The 17,264-nt window shown below is 44.4% G+C and carries 16 protein-coding genes; all 16 read left to right on the top strand.

All coding sequences use genetic code 11. From position 1 onward, the window contains the following. Window positions 1-219: 219 nt before the first annotated feature. Window positions 220-408 carry a hypothetical protein gene (locus JFC06_RS11780; protein WP_198335187.1) on the top strand — a complete coding sequence of 63 codons (189 nt, stop codon included), beginning with the start codon at window positions 220-222 and terminating at the stop codon, window positions 406-408. A gap of 88 nt (window positions 409-496) precedes the next feature. Next, window positions 497-934: a type II secretion system major pseudopilin GspG gene (gene gspG / locus JFC06_RS11785; protein ID WP_198335199.1), complete on the top strand. Its 438-nt coding sequence runs from the start codon at window positions 497-499 to the stop codon at window positions 932-934. A gap of 290 nt (window positions 935-1,224) precedes the next feature. Next, window positions 1,225-1,794 carry a protein-disulfide reductase DsbD domain-containing protein gene (locus JFC06_RS11790; protein WP_198335188.1) on the top strand — a complete coding sequence of 190 codons (570 nt, stop codon included), beginning with the start codon at window positions 1,225-1,227 and terminating at the stop codon, window positions 1,792-1,794. A 65-nt stretch (window positions 1,795-1,859) separates the two neighbouring features. Continuing rightward, window positions 1,860-4,001 (top strand): protein-disulfide reductase DsbD, encoded by a 2,142-nt coding sequence (gene dsbD / locus JFC06_RS11795; RefSeq protein WP_198335189.1) that lies wholly within the window; start codon window positions 1,860-1,862, stop codon window positions 3,999-4,001. 357 nt (window positions 4,002-4,358) lie between these two features. Continuing rightward, window positions 4,359-5,807, top strand: coding sequence for a phospholipase A (locus JFC06_RS11800; protein WP_198335190.1), 1,449 nt, complete (start codon window positions 4,359-4,361; stop codon window positions 5,805-5,807). A 180-nt stretch (window positions 5,808-5,987) separates the two neighbouring features. After that, a complete protein-coding gene (locus JFC06_RS11805; protein ID WP_227670211.1) occupies window positions 5,988-6,830 on the top strand; it encodes a ComF family protein in 843 nt (280 codons plus the stop codon). Between the two features lie 344 nt (window positions 6,831-7,174). Further along, window positions 7,175-7,651 (top strand): pilus assembly FimT family protein, encoded by a 477-nt coding sequence (locus tag JFC06_RS11810; protein ID WP_227670212.1) that lies wholly within the window; start codon window positions 7,175-7,177, stop codon window positions 7,649-7,651. Further along, on the top strand, window positions 7,648-8,310 hold the full coding sequence (gene pilV / locus JFC06_RS11815; protein ID WP_198335191.1) for a type IV pilus modification protein PilV: 663 nt from the start codon (window positions 7,648-7,650) through the stop codon (window positions 8,308-8,310). Before JFC06_RS11810 ends, pilV begins: the two co-directional genes overlap by 4 nt. Next, window positions 8,310-9,257: a PilW family protein gene (locus tag JFC06_RS11820; protein ID WP_198335192.1), complete on the top strand. Its 948-nt coding sequence runs from the start codon at window positions 8,310-8,312 to the stop codon at window positions 9,255-9,257. Before pilV ends, JFC06_RS11820 begins: the two co-directional genes overlap by 1 nt. A 17-nt stretch (window positions 9,258-9,274) precedes the next feature. Then, window positions 9,275-10,102 (top strand): pilus assembly protein PilX, encoded by an 828-nt coding sequence (locus tag JFC06_RS11825; protein ID WP_198335193.1) that lies wholly within the window; start codon window positions 9,275-9,277, stop codon window positions 10,100-10,102. Window positions 10,103-10,180: 78 nt separating this feature from the next. Further along, window positions 10,181-13,918 (top strand): pilus assembly protein, encoded by a 3,738-nt coding sequence (locus JFC06_RS11830; protein ID WP_198335194.1) that lies wholly within the window; start codon window positions 10,181-10,183, stop codon window positions 13,916-13,918. 96 nt (window positions 13,919-14,014) lie between these two features. Then, the gene (locus tag JFC06_RS11835; RefSeq protein WP_198335195.1) at window positions 14,015-14,599 is read left to right on the top strand and encodes a type IV pilin protein; all 585 of its coding nucleotides are present in this window, start codon (window positions 14,015-14,017) and stop codon (window positions 14,597-14,599) included. Continuing rightward, window positions 14,599-15,054: a type IV pilin protein gene (locus JFC06_RS11840; protein WP_198335202.1), complete on the top strand. Its 456-nt coding sequence runs from the start codon at window positions 14,599-14,601 to the stop codon at window positions 15,052-15,054. Before JFC06_RS11835 ends, JFC06_RS11840 begins: the two co-directional genes overlap by 1 nt. A gap of 293 nt (window positions 15,055-15,347) precedes the next feature. Continuing rightward, window positions 15,348-15,806 carry a pilin gene (locus tag JFC06_RS12415; RefSeq protein WP_198335196.1) on the top strand — a complete coding sequence of 153 codons (459 nt, stop codon included), beginning with the start codon at window positions 15,348-15,350 and terminating at the stop codon, window positions 15,804-15,806. A gap of 129 nt (window positions 15,807-15,935) precedes the next feature. Further along, entirely contained in the window at window positions 15,936-16,349 is a 414-nt protein-coding gene (locus JFC06_RS12420) for a pilin (protein WP_198335197.1), read from the top strand. A gap of 29 nt (window positions 16,350-16,378) precedes the next feature. Then, window positions 16,379-17,167, top strand: a complete 789-nt coding sequence (tfpZ, locus tag JFC06_RS11855; protein WP_198335198.1) for a TfpX/TfpZ family type IV pilin accessory protein — start codon at window positions 16,379-16,381, stop codon at window positions 17,165-17,167. The last annotated feature ends 97 nt before the right edge of the window (window positions 17,168-17,264 follow it).

Genomic DNA, 17,264 nt, shown 5'->3' on the forward strand with positions numbered 1-17,264 from the left:
AGTCGCCTAAGAGCTTATGCTTTTAGAATCCCCCACTTGAGCTTGGCGAATGTGGGGGGGAGTGTGTCAACTTGCTAAACCTTGCGCTAGCTTTCTTAAGACTTGCTTACTGTAGTAGATTTTTGTCTGCATAGCCTTTTTCCTATGTTAAAAACAATCGTCACGCTATAGTAAGCGCTCGTCAAACTCTGTATTTACAAACGTTAGCTACTACTTATTATGGACATTGCTAACAATCTATTGGCATCGCTGGATAAAAACAAAATCATGGTTTATAGTGATAATCGTCTCAGCCCTCATTATGATGACGCGAATGAATGCAATTTGGACGCTATTTCTACTATTTATCTAAACTATTTTTATCTAAACGATGCCAAAGGCGATGACAAAAGCGATGACTATGATTGATACAACTCAAGTAAATACGATGCCAAAAAGCGCCATTAATCATGCCAAAGTTCAGGCAAATAACGTGAGCAGTGATAAGGCAGCTTTTATGCAACACAGTCGGGTAAGCCAGTTCAGTCAGTCAGGCTTTACCCTCATTGAAATTATGGTGGTCATTGTCATTTTGGCTATTCTTGCAGGCTTAGTGGTGCCAAAAGTGGTGGGACAAAGCGATAAAGCTCGCGTAAAAACCACGGAAACAGCGCTTGCTACTGTGTCAAATGCACTTGATATGTATAAGGTGGACAATTCGCGCTATCCGACCACAGCGCAAGGTCTCGAAGCACTGACAACGCCGCCTGCGGATGCCAAAAACTATCCTGACGGTGGTTATATCAAAGGTGGGTATCCAACGGATGGTTGGGAGAATGAGATGCAATATGTCTCTCCTGGCAGTGAAGGGCGACCCTATGATTTATTTTCATTGGGTGCAGATGGGCAGCAAGGCGGCGAAGGGCAAGATGCCGATATTTATGCCCAGCTATAAGCGTTAGCCTGATGAGTTGTTAAAAATGGGTAATAAGATACGCCCTAGTCCATAGCTTATTTACGGATAAAAGCATCGCTAGCGAATACCGCCTATCAACCAATAATATGTTATTGGTTGATATTTTTTATCAGTAGATAAATGTGTGCCGTACCCGATAGGTGCTCACATGATAAAACAGCCCGATTATAGTGTTGTCTATATTGATACGCATACTGTTACTAGAAGCGTTGAGATTTAACCGTCAGTCATCACAAGCCGTCATTAAAGGTTCTTAAAGGTCATTATTTATGTTAATTAAAATGCCAATCGCAAAATCAGCTGCCGTCAATAATCGCACTGCTAAAAAGTCTTATATGCTTGCTATTGCCGTGATGAGTACTTCTTTAATGACGGGGCTGTCTATGATTTCTATGAGTGCTCAGGCGGCAGGATTGGGCGAGTTATTTGGGAGTAACAGTGCTGGGCAACCGAAGTTTTTGCCAGTCGATAAAGCCTTTCAAGTCAGCCCCATCACCAAAGCGACGGCTAAGGGTACGCGTTTATCGATCATTTTTAACATTACGCCAGGTCATTACGTTTACAAAGACCAGCTCACTTTACGTTTCCCAAAAGGGTTGAGCGCCACCCCATTTACTTTTAGTCAGTCGCCAGTCTCTATTAACGATCCTACCTTTGGGCAAGTGCCTGTATTTACGCAAAAAAGCGTGGTCGCCACCACCACGCTAATGACTACAAATGGTAAAGGGGCAAGAAATGCACCGATTGTGATTGGTTGGCAAGGCTGCGCCAAAGCGGGTTTATGCTATCCGCCAGAGAAGATCAAAACCACAGTTAATATCGGCGTGGCACGCAAATAGATAGTGAGCAGGTCGTCTCAGATGATAGTCATACAAGAATGTTAGCAATAAATAGGTAGCCCTTCATGTCCATTCAGCCAATAGAAACCCCCTCATCGCGAACGGTCAAACGTACTTCTAAACAGTCTTATCTATTGGCAATTGCTTTAACCAGTAGCACGTTGTTGGCGGGCGTGTCAGCCATGCCAATGACCACGCAAGCAGCAGGGTTGGGTGATCTCTTTGGTAACAATCAAAGTGCCGCGCCATCGAAGTTTTTGCCTGTTGATGAAGCGTTTCAAGTCAGTAGTAGCAGTACACCTACCAAGTCTGGTACGCGCTTGGCCATTAACTTCGACATCACCCCTAAGCACTATGTTTATAAAGACCAAATTAAGCTGACTTTGCCTGCTGGCGTGACTGCCGCCCCTTTTACCTTTAGCCAGTCACCGGTCTCAGTAGAAGATCCAACCTTTGGGCAAGTACCGGTGTTTGACCAAGAGAATATGGTCGCCACCACCACTTTGTCCAATAATAGTGGCAAACGCTTGGACAATGCCGCTGTGGTGATTGGTTGGCAAGGCTGTGCCAAAGCTGGGCTTTGTTATCCGCCCGAAAAGATTAAAACCACGGTCGATATCGCTGCAACCTCACAGCAGTCGGCAAGCGGTAACGCCAGTCGTGCGGCCAATGATTCCATAAACAACGATACTCTGGGGGAGAATGATCAGCTGTCTGCTAGTGCGGTAACGACCTCAACAGCAACAGCGTCTACTATCACTGACGGCAGTAGCTCCAATGCTGAAGCAGGACAAGTAGAGTCAGATGACGACGTGATTGATTATGCGTTAGTAGATGATGAGCTCACGGCTACCAACACAATCTCTGGGGCAGATGGCGAGGTCATGAGTAGTGCTGCGCCCAATGAAGATACGGCTGCTACTAGTAATGGGGTTGATAGCGACCCGTTTGGCTTGGCGTCTCATCCATGGCTGGCACTGGTGTTGTTGTTTTTAGCTGGTTTGGGCTTGGCGTTGACACCATGCGTACTACCGATGCTGCCGATCGTTGCCAATATCGTCGCTCGTGAGAAAAACCCAACGGTAAAACGCGGCGTTATCTTAACCACTAGCTACGCCATCGGTGTGGCAACCGCTTACGGTATTTTGGGCGCTGTCATTGCCGTGTTTGGTGAGTCGTTAGGGATTATTGGCTGGTTGCAAAATCCCATTATTCTTATTAGCTTTGCCATTGTTTTTGTCCTATTGGCGTTATACATGCTGGGTGTGTTCAGTGTCCGTTTACCAAGAGCCATTAGTAGTAAAATGCAGGGGTTAAGCCAAGCGGGCGATAGCAAGCTTGGTAGTACAGGCGGGAGCTTACTGGCTGGTTTCTTGTCAGCGTTGGTGGTGTCGCCTTGTGTTTCTGCGCCATTGTTTGGGGCGCTACTGGCAGTGTCGACGATTGGTAGTCCGCTATTGGGTTTTGCCGCCTTATTTATGCTTGGTTTTGGTTTATCAGCGCCGCTGATCCTAATTGGCGCTACCCAAGGTAAAATCATGCCAAAAGCGGGCGAGTGGATGAATTGGGTCAAGCAAGGTTTTGCCTTATTGCTCTTTGCTGTGGCGTTATTATTGATTGAACGGGTCTTTATCTCACCCGTGATGCTGATGGTATGGGCCCTATGGTTTATGGTCGTAGCAACTTGGGCGTGGAGCTGGCTGGGCAAAGGTCGTATGCTCACCCAAGCGCTAGGATTAATTGCCGGTATTTGGGCGGCTTGTTTGATAGTGGGGGCGGCATTGGGTAATGACGACAGTCTGCATCCGCTCGCGTCATTGAGCGCAGCACCGATGGTGCAGTCGGCTACTGGTCAGGCAACAACCAATAGTAACACAACAGATGAAACCATCACGACACTTGCAGAATTAGACACCATTATCGCGGCCAACCCTAAAGTGCTCGTGGATTTGACAGCGGATTGGTGCGTTGAATGCCGAATTATGGATAAAAACTTATTTCACAATCGTCCGGCACAAATGCAAGATTGGCAACTGGTGAGGCTGGATATCACAGAGACCAGTGCTGACTCCAAAGCCATCTTAGCCCGCTATCAGTTGTTTGGGCCGCCAGCCTTGCTGTATTACCAAGAGGGTCAATTGGTCAATCAACAAGTGGGGGAAATTGGCCGCTTGGAGTTCGAGCAGACGCTGACTAGACTTAACTAATACTTAATGCAATGATAAGGTTGTTGCTTAGTGCTTAATAATTTAAAAAAGGCCAACATACTGTGGTGACAGTGGGTTGGCCTTTTTATTTTTGTTAAATTCTACTTATGGTATTTTTATAAGTATTTGTTTTAACAGTAATTCTATTAGTTTACACTAATACTCAGTAGCGATAACGCTAGTATAGTGCCCCTCTTTTCACTACAATAAAGCAACAATGCTGCAGGAGCGTTACCAACGGTAATGGCTTCTGTTTATGGCCGAATTCATTGACTCTACCCTAATAAGGTTTTGACGGTCATATTCGTTATCTCATGTACTCTGCTGACGATCATGTCAGTTAGATAAAGGACACTTATGTTTTCCCATATTACGTCACAGCGTCAGTCTATGGATCTTATCAAAGCACACAAAACCCCCTTACCGAAAATGAATAAGCATTATTTAAATATAGCCGTTGGCATGGCGCTGACCTGTCTTACGGTACAAGTACAGGCTGCTGATAGTACGCAAACTTACAATGAGTTGCCCGCACCAGAGGCGGCGTTTGAGTATGAAGATTATGAGTTGCCCGAGGGTACTGATGCGCCGTCAACAAGTGCGAATAGCACTGCCCAAGAGCGCAAAATAGTCAGTAAAGAGTTTATTGGCCAACAAGCAAAGTTGTTTTTTGAGTGTACGCAAGTTCAGATTAGTGCCGCGCGCTTGGCTTGCTTCGACAAAGTCGCTGAGGAAGGCAAGACACCAAGTTACACCTCGACCAAGCAGTCGGTCGATCTGGCAAAAACATTTAAAACGACTATCACAGGCAATCCGCAAGTTGTCTTTGTAGAAGAAAATACCACTATTGTTGGTGCCGATAACACAGCAGCTGATGCAGTCGCTAATGAGGCAGCTGCCACGGACAGTTTAGAGACGGCTGGTTTGACGCAAAAAGAAGCGCAGACGTTGGAAGAGATAGGGGTTACTCAGACAGACATTGAGAAGTATACGCCGCTCAGTTTGTCTTATGATCTTGATAAAAACAGTGAGCGTGGTACGTGGACAGTACGGCCATACCGCCCGACTTATATATTACCGTTGTTTTATACCTTTGATCCGAACTTAGGGCCTAATACTCCCTCTCAGCCTGTAGAGCCTTTTACCTCTAATGACACACGTAATACTGAGTTAAAATTTCAGTTGTCTTTAAAGAGTAAAGTCGCTGAAGATTTGTTCGATACCAATGCTGATTTGTGGTTTGGTTATACGCAAGAGTCGCACTGGCAGGTCTATAATGAAGACACCTCACGTCCATTTCGTGCCACCGACTATCAGCCCGAGATATTTTTGACGCAGCCTGTGACAGCCGACTTGCCTTTTGGTGGTCGCTTGCGCATGTTGGGAGCGGGGGCTATTCATCACTCTAACGGTCAAGATGACCCGTTATCCCGCTCATGGAATCGCGCTTATCTGATGGCAGGCGCAGAGTGGGGCAAGCTGTCGGTGATACCGCGTTTGTGGGTGCGAGTAAATAATGAGAGCGCTAGTGACGACGATAATCCAGATATTGAAGACTACATGGGCTATGGTGATATCAAGTTCTTGTACGACTTGCCTGATCAGAAGAGCCTGAGCGGGACGTTGCGCTATAATCCTAGTACCAATAAAGGCGCCGCGCAAATCGATTATGTGTATCCGTTAACAGAAAATATCAATGGTTATGTGCAGCTCTTCCAAGGTTATGGTGAGTCCATCGTGGATTATAACTACGAGAACACCTCTATTGGCTTCGGTATTGTACTAAATGACTGGAAAGGTTTTTAATATAGCCAATCAAAATAAAAGTGGTACATACGGTCACAATGTTCTACTGGGTTCTATTGGTACAAATGTTCCTCACTGGCGATGCGCAAGCGTGACAGATAGTTTGCAACAGTCACCCCAGTAGAACCATACTCTTTTTTTTAAATGGATCGACTACAGTCCCAGCCCATAGAGTAAATGATGCATCGCTTAGCTCCTTATCAAACCGGATTATGGCTGGCAGAGTATGTTGATATACGCTGCCAGCTGTGCCGTGTCTATCGCAGCACCGCGCAGCCTCAGCCCTTATCGCCTTCCTCAGCACATGAGACCTCGGATACATTAAGCGCTCGTTCTGGCGCTGATTTTTTGCCAAGTGATCACACACGTTTTGCTCGCGTTCGCCAGCAGATCACTCAACGCTTAAAGAGCGGTCTGCTTTGTACGCACTGTCATCACAGTATTGCGTGGTTGCCAAAACCCTTCGCAGTAGATATTGCTGCTGGCACTGCGCTCTCGATTCAAGCCGCTACTTATTATGACTATCCGTTGCGTCAAGCCATTCGAGCGTTTAAACATCATGAAGATATGACCAAGTTGCCATTATTGCTACACGCTATACGGCAATTACCACGTCCCCGTGGTTGTCATCAAAATAACAGCGTGATTGTTGCCATGCCGACCACCGAGCAACGACTAATCAAACGCGGTTTCGATCCGGTTAGTATTTTAGCGGCACAATTGTCCAAACACTGGCGCATACCACTATGGCAAGGCGTCAAACGGATTGATAACACTGTCAGTCAGCAAGGGCTAACACGTGCCGAACGTTTAAGCAATTTAGACAATGCATTCGATTTGATCGAAAAGCCGCCTGTTAAGCGCCTATTGCTGTTCGATGATGTCGCTACGACAGGCGCTAGTTTGCAGGCGTTGGGACGAGCGCTATGTGGTTCATCTACTAATGTGGCAATGGCTGCCTCCGACATCTCTCCGCAATACCATCTATCTGCTTATGCGTTAGCGCATGGCAGCCAGTCATAAAAACTATCTTTGTCTATTCACAAACACTATTTTGTTGCTAATGTGTTATCTTGCCGTTATATTGTTGGAATATCTCACATTTATTGTGAACCTCTAAAAATACCGCGTTTGTCAGGTGATAAAACAAAGCATAAAAACGATGAAGTTAGATAGCGTGGGCTTCTAATGCCGTTGTTATCACGTCTATCTAAGATATTTATTAAGTATCGTGGAATAAAAATTGCATGACATTTAGTTAACACGTAAAGAAATTTCACGGGAGTTATTTCCGAATATATGACATTCATTGTCATTTTTTAATCACGTTGGTGTCAGACAGTGGCAGCTATAAATAGGGATCTGATGTGAACGCACCTGCGAATAATTTATCATCCAACCTACGAAAGACCGAATCAGGATTCACCCTAATTGAGCTGATGGTAACGATCGCTGTGCTTGCTATTATCGTCGGTATTGCTGCCCCTAATATCAGTACACAACTTGCGAATCAGCGCGTGAAATCAACGGCTGCGACTCTTGAAAATGCTTTATCAGAAGCCAAGGCTGAGAGCGTCATTCGTCGTCAAGCTCAAGCGGTCTCATATACTAATGGCACTACGGATGCGGGCACCATTACAATTGGTAGTCTCAAAACCTATCGTTATGATGCTAAAAGTACCATTAATGGGGTGACTGGGAGTATAACTTTTAATCCCAGTAAGATAGCTAGCGTAGCTGCAACATACAAGGTTTGTGATAGCAATACCAATGCTACTGCCAGACAGGTGTCCGTCAGTAAACTTGCCGTCATCAGTAATCAGGCTGGAGGAACGTGTCCATGATGTCATATCACTATCAAAGAGGCGTAGGTCTAATTGAGGTCATGGTTGCGGTACTGCTACTGTCCATAGCAGTGCTAGGATTTAGTGCGCTACAAGTTCGAGCGGTTAGTGCGACTGATGAAAGCTTGGTACGTACCAAATCACTAACATTGGCACGTAATTTGTCAGAAGTCATGAGAGCTTATCCCAATGCTTATGTCACAGGTAGCGGCACCAGTTTTACCACCGCCTCACCGACGGCAACAGGTGCAGTATCCACTGTACAAGCGGTGGTGAGTAGCAGCGCGGCAAATACAGTGACTGTAGATACTAAGACAATTGATATAACCAACCCTGCCAATGGTTGCTTGTCAACGGGTACAAAACAAGAGACTGTAGGTAGTGTTGTAAAGACAATACCCGCGCAAAATTGCAACATGAGTCAGTTGGCTGCGCGTGACGCGTTGATGTTCAAAAAAATAGCAAAAGATGAGGACATCAGTATGACAGTGGTGACCTGTCCCGGTACTACCACGCAAGCCATTCAGACTCAGATGTGTGTGATTGCTGCATGGAATGAAACTAAAGCCATGTTAAGTACCAGTGACAGCGCAGCATGTGCTAATGAAAACGGTGTGTATAAATCAGGTAGCCACTGCTTAATATCGGAGGCTTACTAATGGATAATCATCAAAGACGCGATTTGATTAGTGAGTCAGGATTTACGCTCATTGAGCTAATGATTTCCTTGGTACTCGGCCTCTTGATATCGGCAGCTGTTATACAGGTTTATATCATTAATATGCGAACTATTACTATACAGCAAAGCGCATCAGAGGTGCAGGACAGTACGATTTTTGCTATGCAGTCCCTAGAAGAGCATGTGCGTTTGGCAAATCTGGGTAATCCTGTCACTAACATCAATAGCCTTACCAAAAATGGCGGTGTAGTACTGACAGGCAATAATATTGGCGATGCTGCTTATGCCAATACAGGTTACTTTACCGTAAGTGCAGGACAGACAGGAGCTGCCGGTACCAATGGATGGACAGGCACATCCAATATGGATAAAGCCAGTGATCAGCTAACTATTCAGTATAAAAATAGTACAGGTCAGTCACTTTATGATTGCGAAGGTACGGAGATTGTCTCTGGCAGTGCTGATTGGGTAGTTGAACGCTACTTTGTTCGGGAAACTAAGGCAGACCAAACGGCAGCAGTTAAGGAGTTGGGACTGGCATGTGATGCAGGTAGGGTAACTGAAGCAGGCGCCGTATCAGGCTTTGGTGATAATGGAGAGATTATCATCTCTGCGATTGATCAGTTTAAGATACTGTTAGGTACTATGACTGATATCAGTAAAATGACTTATATGCCAGCAAAAACCTACTTAACACTGACAAATAAGCCTGATATCACCACGATTAAACTGGGTGTAGTAATCAGAAGCAGTACACCATTATTGAGTAGCACAGATAAAGACAGCTTTATGCTTTTAGATGAAACCAATACCCTAAAAACAGACAGCAGCCGTAGAAAGTTCTACCGCCGTGCTTATGAGTCGACTGTGCTACTACGTAATGCTCGTGTCATGTCAGTTACTGGTATTCCGGCAGCAGCAAACTAGTGAAAAAAGAGGCTATCATGTCTAATATGTATCCATATCGGGGCTCTACGACACCCGCCACTCAGCAGGGTGCTGTACTTATTGTAGTGCTACTGTTCTTGGTTTTGATCATCATGGCAGGCGTAATAGCGGTCAGGCAAAGCACTACCGATCTAAAACTGTCGACCAGTGATCAGATTAATACCTTGCTATTGCAATCAGCAGATAATGCCAACCAAAACATTGAACAGAGTATCAATAGTGATAGCAGTAGTGATATCTATAAAGACATGCTGTCACGTTCAGGGCCGTTTGGCTATTTTATGTTAGATGATAAAGGAAGGAATAATGAATATGTCTTTTGTTTTCGACCTCGAGATCGCTTTTTTAACATAAATAGCACGACGATTAGAACGCCTGATGGTGGTAGTGTAATGCCAAGCACAACAGGCTACTGTAATCCTGCCAAACCCGATGACTATGTTAGCAATCGGAATGCTAGTATGACACAGGTGAACGTTTCAATGACGCCGCCCAGTCCGACCACTGAAAGTTTTGCTAACTATACGCTTGGCCAAGGTAGCGATAAGGTATCCAGTACTGCATTTTTATTTGATATCAATAATATATCGGTGTTGCCCGCATATGGAAATACCAAGATCGGCAGCAAAGACTGCTTTGCTCAGACTAGCAGACCTAGCAGTTCGGCAGATAAAACAGACACCATATCAGGCTGCTTATCGAGTGCTGGCGTACCCAATACTACGGTATACCAAAAAGCGAGGGTGGAAAATCAATCACTGCGAACCAAATGTGTCAATTTTGGTAAAGGTGCAGGCGTGGTCTGCACATTGCCGCCAAATTAACAAGTGCGATAGAGATAACGGCTCAAGACGTCATGACCATATGGCTGATCGTCCTGATAATAATCAAAGGAGTGGATCATGAAATTACCATCTTACAACGCATCAGTCAGACCATTGTGGCGCAAAAATATTTTGGCGGTGGCCGTATTAATGAGCTTATCAGCGATCGCACCTGTAGTCAGCAGCGCTGATAGAAAACCCATCGGTGATTTGGAAATTTATAAGTCTCCAGAGCCTGGTACTGCCACCATATTTATGATGCTAGATGTATCGGGCAGTATGGGAAAGTCTAGTATTTATGCAGACTATGGTGCCTATTGTAATAATGGAAAAGGTAAAAGTTATGGTGAGCAGCAGTCAGAGGCTATAACGGCAGTAGTGCGTAATAATGACGGTAGTGCCAGCGAGACGATTACTTTTATACCGAATGGCTGTCAAGTGACGGGTGGTGCAAGTAACAATCAAGGCGAGGATAAAGGCAATAAAAAAGAGCTTGATCGATTATCTCGTTTACAGCAATCTTTGATAGAGCTGTTTGCTGATGAGATATACGAAGGTAAAAACACCAATGGGAATAAAAGAGTTGACGACAGTAAGATAGGCGCGATACCTGATGATTATAAAATAGGCATTGGTATTTTTGGCTACACTGGTGGCAGGCAAGGAAAGGTGGTTGTACCTGTCGGCAAGCTGACAGCTGCTCAGCGCGGCAAAATGATTAAAGAAATCATATCATTGAGTCCATCAAGTAACACACCTACAGCGCAGGCACTGGCAGAGGCAGGTGCTTATATGATGGGAACAAACACATCCTCGTTTTCAAACTATGATGCGGACTACTACTATAGCGGCTTTGACCAATCTGTAGATACATCAAAAAATAGTAATAAAACCAAATATCAATCTCCTTTGGATGCCAATCAATGTGGTGGAAATGGTATTTATCTATTGACCGATGGCGAGCCAAATGGCTCATCAAATGACGTTGCAAAATATGTCATGAATAATTCGTTGAAAGGCTCATCTCTGTCGGTAAATAGCTGTAGTGCTCTATCAGGTAACAGCAATCAAGCATGGGGCTGTATGGCAGAGTATGCGTCGATACTGAGCAACCCCAATAATCCTCGTAAGCTACCTATCAAAACGGCAACTGTAGGCTATGGCAAATCTTTTGCGGGTCTCACTGGCAAACGTAGTATCAGTGTCAATGAAAAAACCATTGAAGTTACAGATTGTGAGAGCGGCAACAATGTCGATAGAAATACCAAAAACCTATGTAAGCTCGGTGAACGCCGCGGCGATAATGAAGCCAAAACCTATGGCGATGGCGGATTTTACTATGTAGCAGCTAGCTCAAGTACCGATAGTGAGACTAACAAGGGCACGACTATTGCCAGTAGTATCTTAGACTTTGCAGAGAGTCTAAAGCCGTTTAATCGCACCATACCAGCGGGAACGATCACCGTGCCTGATAACCCTTATCAGGTGTCAGAACAGATGCCCTATGCCTATCTACCAATGCTTGCCCCTAATATTGACTCGGCAAACAGCATCTGGGAGGGTAATGTCAAAAAATATGACTTAAATGCAGGCACGCTATTTGGCAAGAATGATAACAGGTTGTACAAAAATGTAGCGGGTGATTTAAACTCGCAAACCCAAGACTTGTGGCAGAACGGTGACTTTACAGAAGAGGGTGTGGTCGCTAATGATAAAGTAAAAGCGGGTGGTGTGTACGCTCAACTCTCAACACCAGCTTCAGGTTTGGAGAGCCTTCGTGTGCTTTATGTCGAGGATTTTGAGTCAGCGACTAATAAAACGCCTGTACTGCGTAAGTTAAGTGTCGCAGAAGATGGTACACCGCAAGGGTTTAATGCACTTATAGATACCAATACTTATAATGAATTGAATAAACGCCGATTATTGAGCTTTTTAGGTTTTGGTAGCGTATTGACTGCTGACGGTTTGGCATCATCGGATACTAGTGTGAGTAACTTAAAGCTTACCAAGCCCACAGAAAGCATCAAGGTGCTGGGCGGCGTGGTACATTCAAAGCCTGCTGCGATTTCTTATAGTGCTAGCTTAGATGAAAATGGTCGTATTGGTACGACGCGGGATGATTATGTATTATTCGGCTCTATGGATGGCGCTGTTCACCTAGTTGATGCTGATGATGGTAAAGAAAGTGCTGCTATTATTCCAAAATACATGCTTGAGCAGCAGCCAAAAGCTCTGGTACAGGGTTCAAAAGTTGAAAAAGTGGGTGAGCCTTACTTTGGTGTCGATGCGCCATGGCTGGTTATGACTGACTATACTTATGATTTGGCCGGTAGTAGAGTGACCGTCGATAACTCCAGTGGCAACGGCATGTTTGCCTATGGCGGACTACGTATGGGCGGTGAAGCGTTTTATGGCATGGACATCTCTAGCAGCACACAGCCGGAAATGCTGTTTACTATCACGCCTTCAGGCTTGGATTATACGGCGTCAAATGACTTTCAGCGTATGGGTCAAGTCTGGAGTAAACCTACTGCTGCTAAAGTTCGCTTGACTAAAGATGCCGATCCAATAGATGTGCTGCTCTTCGGTGGTGGTTATGACATGCAGTATGAAAGCGACAGTTATGTAGCCACTGCAGCAGCACCTGCTAAAGGTAATGCTATTTATATGATCAACGCCCAAACAGGTGCATTGATCTGGTCAACCAGTGGTGAAACAGGTGGCAATAAGAATGTAAAGACAGACAGTATGATTCATAGTGTTACAGGTGGTATTACGGTGTTAGATCGCGACAATGACGGTCTCATGGATCATCTCTATGCTGCAGACCTTGGTGGACAGGTGTTCCGGGCTGATTTTCAGAATGCGCGCCCAGCCGAGTTTGGCTTTACTGCAGTAGACAACTTCTCTAATAGACGTGTTACCCGTGTTTTAAATACAACCACAGCAGACATGACACCTTATCGTTTTTATGAACGTCCTGTCGTCAGTTTCTATCGCAATGAGGGCGTTAGCGGGGAAACCATCAGTAATGCTGGTAGAATATTTGCGCTTGTGAACGTCATCTCAGGTAACAGAAGTGCGCCATTATCTAAACTACGTACTAATAACACCTATGCCAATCGCGTCTATGGAATCATTGATACCGAGGTTACCTCAGCATCTTTATATAATGAGGGTTTTACTCCAACCATCTCGAACTTGACAGAAACTAATTTGCTCAACCTCTCGGATGAGCTTGGTGACACACCAACTAACACTGCTAAGCAAAATGCTAAAAACAAAATGGCAAGAGGGGCTAATAACGGTTGGTACTATCCACTGACTCGCTTTGATGGTTATAAAGGAGTCAAGTACAACAAGGGCGTAGGCGATAGTGTAGTTATTAACAGTCTTCTGTACACCACGGTATATAATCCTGACAAATTTTATGGGGCTTTCGATTCATGTATAGCAAAAATTATGGGAGGCTCAGAGCGTCAGCTATATTGCTTGCCCTACGGCGTTTGCTCAGATGAAAGTTCAGTGTCGGGAACAGGTGGATATGTCCCTGCAGGTCAAGGCATTCAGGAGCTGACTCTTGGAGCCTACAATAAGAATAATACTGATATTAAAGTTTTGATTGGTACGACGACGATTCAAGATCGTATTGCAGTAGAAAACCGTACGAAGTATGGTACAGACCCTTCTAAAAATGGTAGTAACTTGAAAGATCTAGATGGCGTTACAAAAACGGGTGGTGATGGCTCGGCAGTGGAGTACTTATTCAATGAGCGCTATACTTTGCAGCCAAAAGAATGGTATGAGAAAAAGTAGCGAGCGGTTTTTAAACTAGACAATCATACTGATGATTAGCACCTATCAGATCGCCTAGATCATGACAGTCATTATATCGACTACGGAATACTATCCATGAGTGCGTCTATCCCCATATATCGTCGTAATAATGTTCAAGGTTTTACCCTCATTGAGCTGATGGTGATAGTGAGTATCATCGCTATATTGGCAACCATCGCCATTCCGAGCTATCGTCGTTATGCTGTCGTGAACGCTGAGCGCGAAGCACAAGCGAAGATGCTTCAGCTTCAGATCGAGCTTGAGCGCTGGCGAGCACGGGCGCTCACGTATCAAGGCTTTAAACCCCAAAAATTAACGACAGTCAGTGGCACGACTGCCACAACTTATGAGTACGACGAGACAGACAATAAAACCATTTATGTTCCAAATGGCAGTAATGCTACCAACTACCGTTATATGATTACGCTCGTTGATGGTACGGATACCGGTGAGTCACTTATATATACTGACGATCCTGATAATCCTAAAGTCGATAGTATCACCGGCCGCTCATGGAAAATGCTGGCCACACCCAATAGCACTGGCATTACCCAACATGCTCATTACATGGTACTGGCCAGTGACGGTCTACGCTGTCAAAATAAAAGTGAGGTAAAACTAGACGCCCCTGGTTGCGGTACAGGCGGGGAGGAATGGTAATGATCAAAAGTAGCAAGCATATACAGAGTGGCTTTACCCTCATCGAACTAATGATTGTCGTCACCATCATCGGTGTACTGGCTGCTATCGCTTATCCCAGCTATCAGCAATACGTCATCAAGGCCAAGCGTACCGATATGATGAGCGAAATGCAAAACATCGCCAGTCAGATTGAAAGCCGTAAGCTGGCGCAAGGCAGCTACAGCGCCATCAGTGCTCAGGTAAAAACCGACTTTGCGACTGCCTATCCAAGACAAGGTACGGCACTATATGATGTTACTATCAATCCAAGTCCACTAACACCACCAAATAATATTTTGACGAATAAATGGACAATCACTGCCACACCAAAGTCTGGTGCGCAGATGGCGGGTGATGGGGCTTTGAGTCTCAATTATCAAAATATCAAGTGTCGAGCCAGCGTTTGCGGGTCAGGTAATGAGTGGAATGATTAAAATAGTCCAGTCGACTGACAATTTTTGTCAACTATAAGCATGTGTGCGTACATAAATGAGAGAAACTGACAGTTATTGCTATGTTAAGCGTAACGTTTAGTGTCAGTGGAAATCATTACGGTAAATAGCTATCTAAAAATACTGTTGATAATCGAATACTTAGCAGATGCGGCGACTATGAGTGATGGTTTTGGCACGTTAAATGCAATATCTAATATAAGAAAGCATTACCCCTATAAGTGAAGATAAAAATACTAACCATTTTATCTTTATATATCCCTAAAGGAGTTCTTATGAACGCTCAAAAAGGTTTTACCTTAATCGAACTAATGATCGTTATCGCCATTATCGGTATCTTGGCGGCGATCGCTCTACCTGCTTATCAAACCTATACTAAAAAGGCTCGCTTTTCAGAAGTAGTTTTAGCAGCATCATCAGTGAAAGGAAATATCGATACTTGTTTCCAGACGCGCGGTGAAGGTGATATAACAAACTGTGACACTGCTGGTGAAGTTGGTGCGGATCTAACAGGCGCAGCTACAGGTGAGCAAGTAGCTAGTGTGATAATTTCTGACGGTACTGCTGCAACTGAAGACTCTGCAGGTACTGCTGTAACGATACCAGCTGGTGGCGTATTAGCAACAGGCGAAGCATCAGTTGATAGCATGGACTTTGCACTTATACCTGATGCTTCAGGAGATTCAATAGTTTGGTCCGAAGCTGGTACATGTATCGCTGCTGGTTTGTGCTAGTAGGATCTTATTGAGCAATATGATGATATAATCATGTTGCCTAATATTTAAACAATGCCCTATTAACCAAAATTGTTAGTAGGGTATTTTTATACCCAGTATTTGCATAAATTGATAGGAAGGTATGCTATGTCAAAACAAAAGGGCTTTACCTTAATTGAGTTGATGATTGTTATCGCCATCATTGGTATTCTTGCCGCCATTGCACTGCCTACCTATGAGAACTATGCTAAAAAGACCAAATTCACTGAGGTGATATTTGCGGCTTCAGCAGTCAAAACAAGCATTGATAGTTGCTTTCAAGGAAGAGGAAATCACATATTGACCAATTGTGATAGTATTTCTGAAATAAGTATCGATGCGTCTGGAGTGGCATCTGCCAGCAACGTCAATTCCATAAGTATTGCACCCAATACAGCTTTGGTAACGGTGATTGGCGAGCCTAGTGTGAATAGTGAGACGTATACATTGCTACCGACTGTGAGCAATGGCTCATTAAACTGGACCACTGGCGGCACATGTATCGCCGCGGGCCTTTGTTAACTCTCCGCATATACTAGGACATTAGACACATGGTTCAACAACCCATACGAATTTGGGCAGACTCATTCAGAGCAGCTGCTATCCATCTGCTAGTGAGCTTACTCATAGTAGGTGCATTAGCACTACTAATATTCAAGGTTTGGTATCCTATGCCATTGGCTACAGCCACTGGCGTATTTGCCATATTTGCTATGGTGTTCGTGGTAGATTTGTTAATTGGACCGTTACTCACGCTAGTTGTTTATAAGAAAAATAAAAAATCACTAGCGTTTGATCTCACCGTAATCGCAATCATTCAGCTTGCAGCGCTTGCTTTTGGTATCTATAGTCTATCGCAAGCACGTCCTGTATGGTTGAGCTTTTATAACAATCGGTTCGAAGTCGTGAGGCTTAATGATATAGAGAGTGTGTATCTTGAGAAAGCTACCAAAAAATATACTGAGATGTCACTCACAGGGCCCGAATGGGTAGCAGCAAGACCAGTAGGGGATGCCAAGGAAGTTGAGGATCTAGAGTTTGGCAATAAGCTAGGTGCAAAAATAGCGCATCAGCCTGCACTGTACTATCCAATTGAACAAGCATATTCTGAGATAGCAGCAAAAGCTTATGAGTTGTCTAAACTGGAAGCTGCTAATAATAAAATGGATATTAAAAAACATATTAATCAAAACTCGAGAGCAACAGGTTGGTTGCCGTTATGGGGGCAACAAGATCACATGGTTGTCTTGATTGATGAAAATGGTGTACCTCTGACGGTAGTTGATTTGCGTCCTTGGACAGAAGAGCAAATGAACACAGTACTGACATCTACTTTATAATGAAATAAACTAATAAAAAACCACCTAACCGCATATTGCCATTGAACTGACCCCCAAAACTTGGACGGTTTAGTTTAACCCAAGGACTGAGTTCTGT

The organism is Psychrobacter namhaensis, from assembly GCF_016107545.1.
In the GTDB taxonomy this organism is placed as follows: Bacteria; Pseudomonadota; Gammaproteobacteria; order Pseudomonadales; family Moraxellaceae; genus Psychrobacter; species Psychrobacter namhaensis.

Excerpts from the sequence above, each read along its gene's own strand:
- JFC06_RS11780 (WP_198335187.1), top strand. The coding sequence starts at position 220 with ATGGACATTGCTAACAATCTATTGGCATCGCTGGATAAAAACAAAATC.
- gspG (WP_198335199.1), top strand. The coding sequence starts at position 497 with ATGCAACACAGTCGGGTAAGCCAGTTCAGTCAGTCAGGCTTTACCCTC.
- JFC06_RS11790 (WP_198335188.1), top strand. The coding sequence starts at position 1,225 with ATGTTAATTAAAATGCCAATCGCAAAATCAGCTGCCGTCAATAATCGC.
- dsbD (WP_198335189.1), top strand. The coding sequence starts at position 1,860 with ATGTCCATTCAGCCAATAGAAACCCCCTCATCGCGAACGGTCAAACGT.
- JFC06_RS11800 (WP_198335190.1), top strand. The coding sequence starts at position 4,359 with ATGTTTTCCCATATTACGTCACAGCGTCAGTCTATGGATCTTATCAAA.
- JFC06_RS11805 (WP_227670211.1), top strand. The coding sequence starts at position 5,988 with ATGCATCGCTTAGCTCCTTATCAAACCGGATTATGGCTGGCAGAGTAT.
- pilV (WP_198335191.1), top strand. The coding sequence starts at position 7,648 with ATGATGTCATATCACTATCAAAGAGGCGTAGGTCTAATTGAGGTCATG.
- JFC06_RS11820 (WP_198335192.1), top strand. The coding sequence starts at position 8,310 with ATGGATAATCATCAAAGACGCGATTTGATTAGTGAGTCAGGATTTACG.
- JFC06_RS11825 (WP_198335193.1), top strand. The coding sequence starts at position 9,275 with ATGTCTAATATGTATCCATATCGGGGCTCTACGACACCCGCCACTCAG.
- JFC06_RS11830 (WP_198335194.1), top strand. The coding sequence starts at position 10,181 with ATGAAATTACCATCTTACAACGCATCAGTCAGACCATTGTGGCGCAAA.
- JFC06_RS11835 (WP_198335195.1), top strand. The coding sequence starts at position 14,015 with ATGAGTGCGTCTATCCCCATATATCGTCGTAATAATGTTCAAGGTTTT.
- JFC06_RS11840 (WP_198335202.1), top strand. The coding sequence starts at position 14,599 with ATGATCAAAAGTAGCAAGCATATACAGAGTGGCTTTACCCTCATCGAA.
- JFC06_RS12415 (WP_198335196.1), top strand. The coding sequence starts at position 15,348 with ATGAACGCTCAAAAAGGTTTTACCTTAATCGAACTAATGATCGTTATC.
- JFC06_RS12420 (WP_198335197.1), top strand. The coding sequence starts at position 15,936 with ATGTCAAAACAAAAGGGCTTTACCTTAATTGAGTTGATGATTGTTATC.
- tfpZ (WP_198335198.1), top strand. The coding sequence starts at position 16,379 with ATGGTTCAACAACCCATACGAATTTGGGCAGACTCATTCAGAGCAGCT.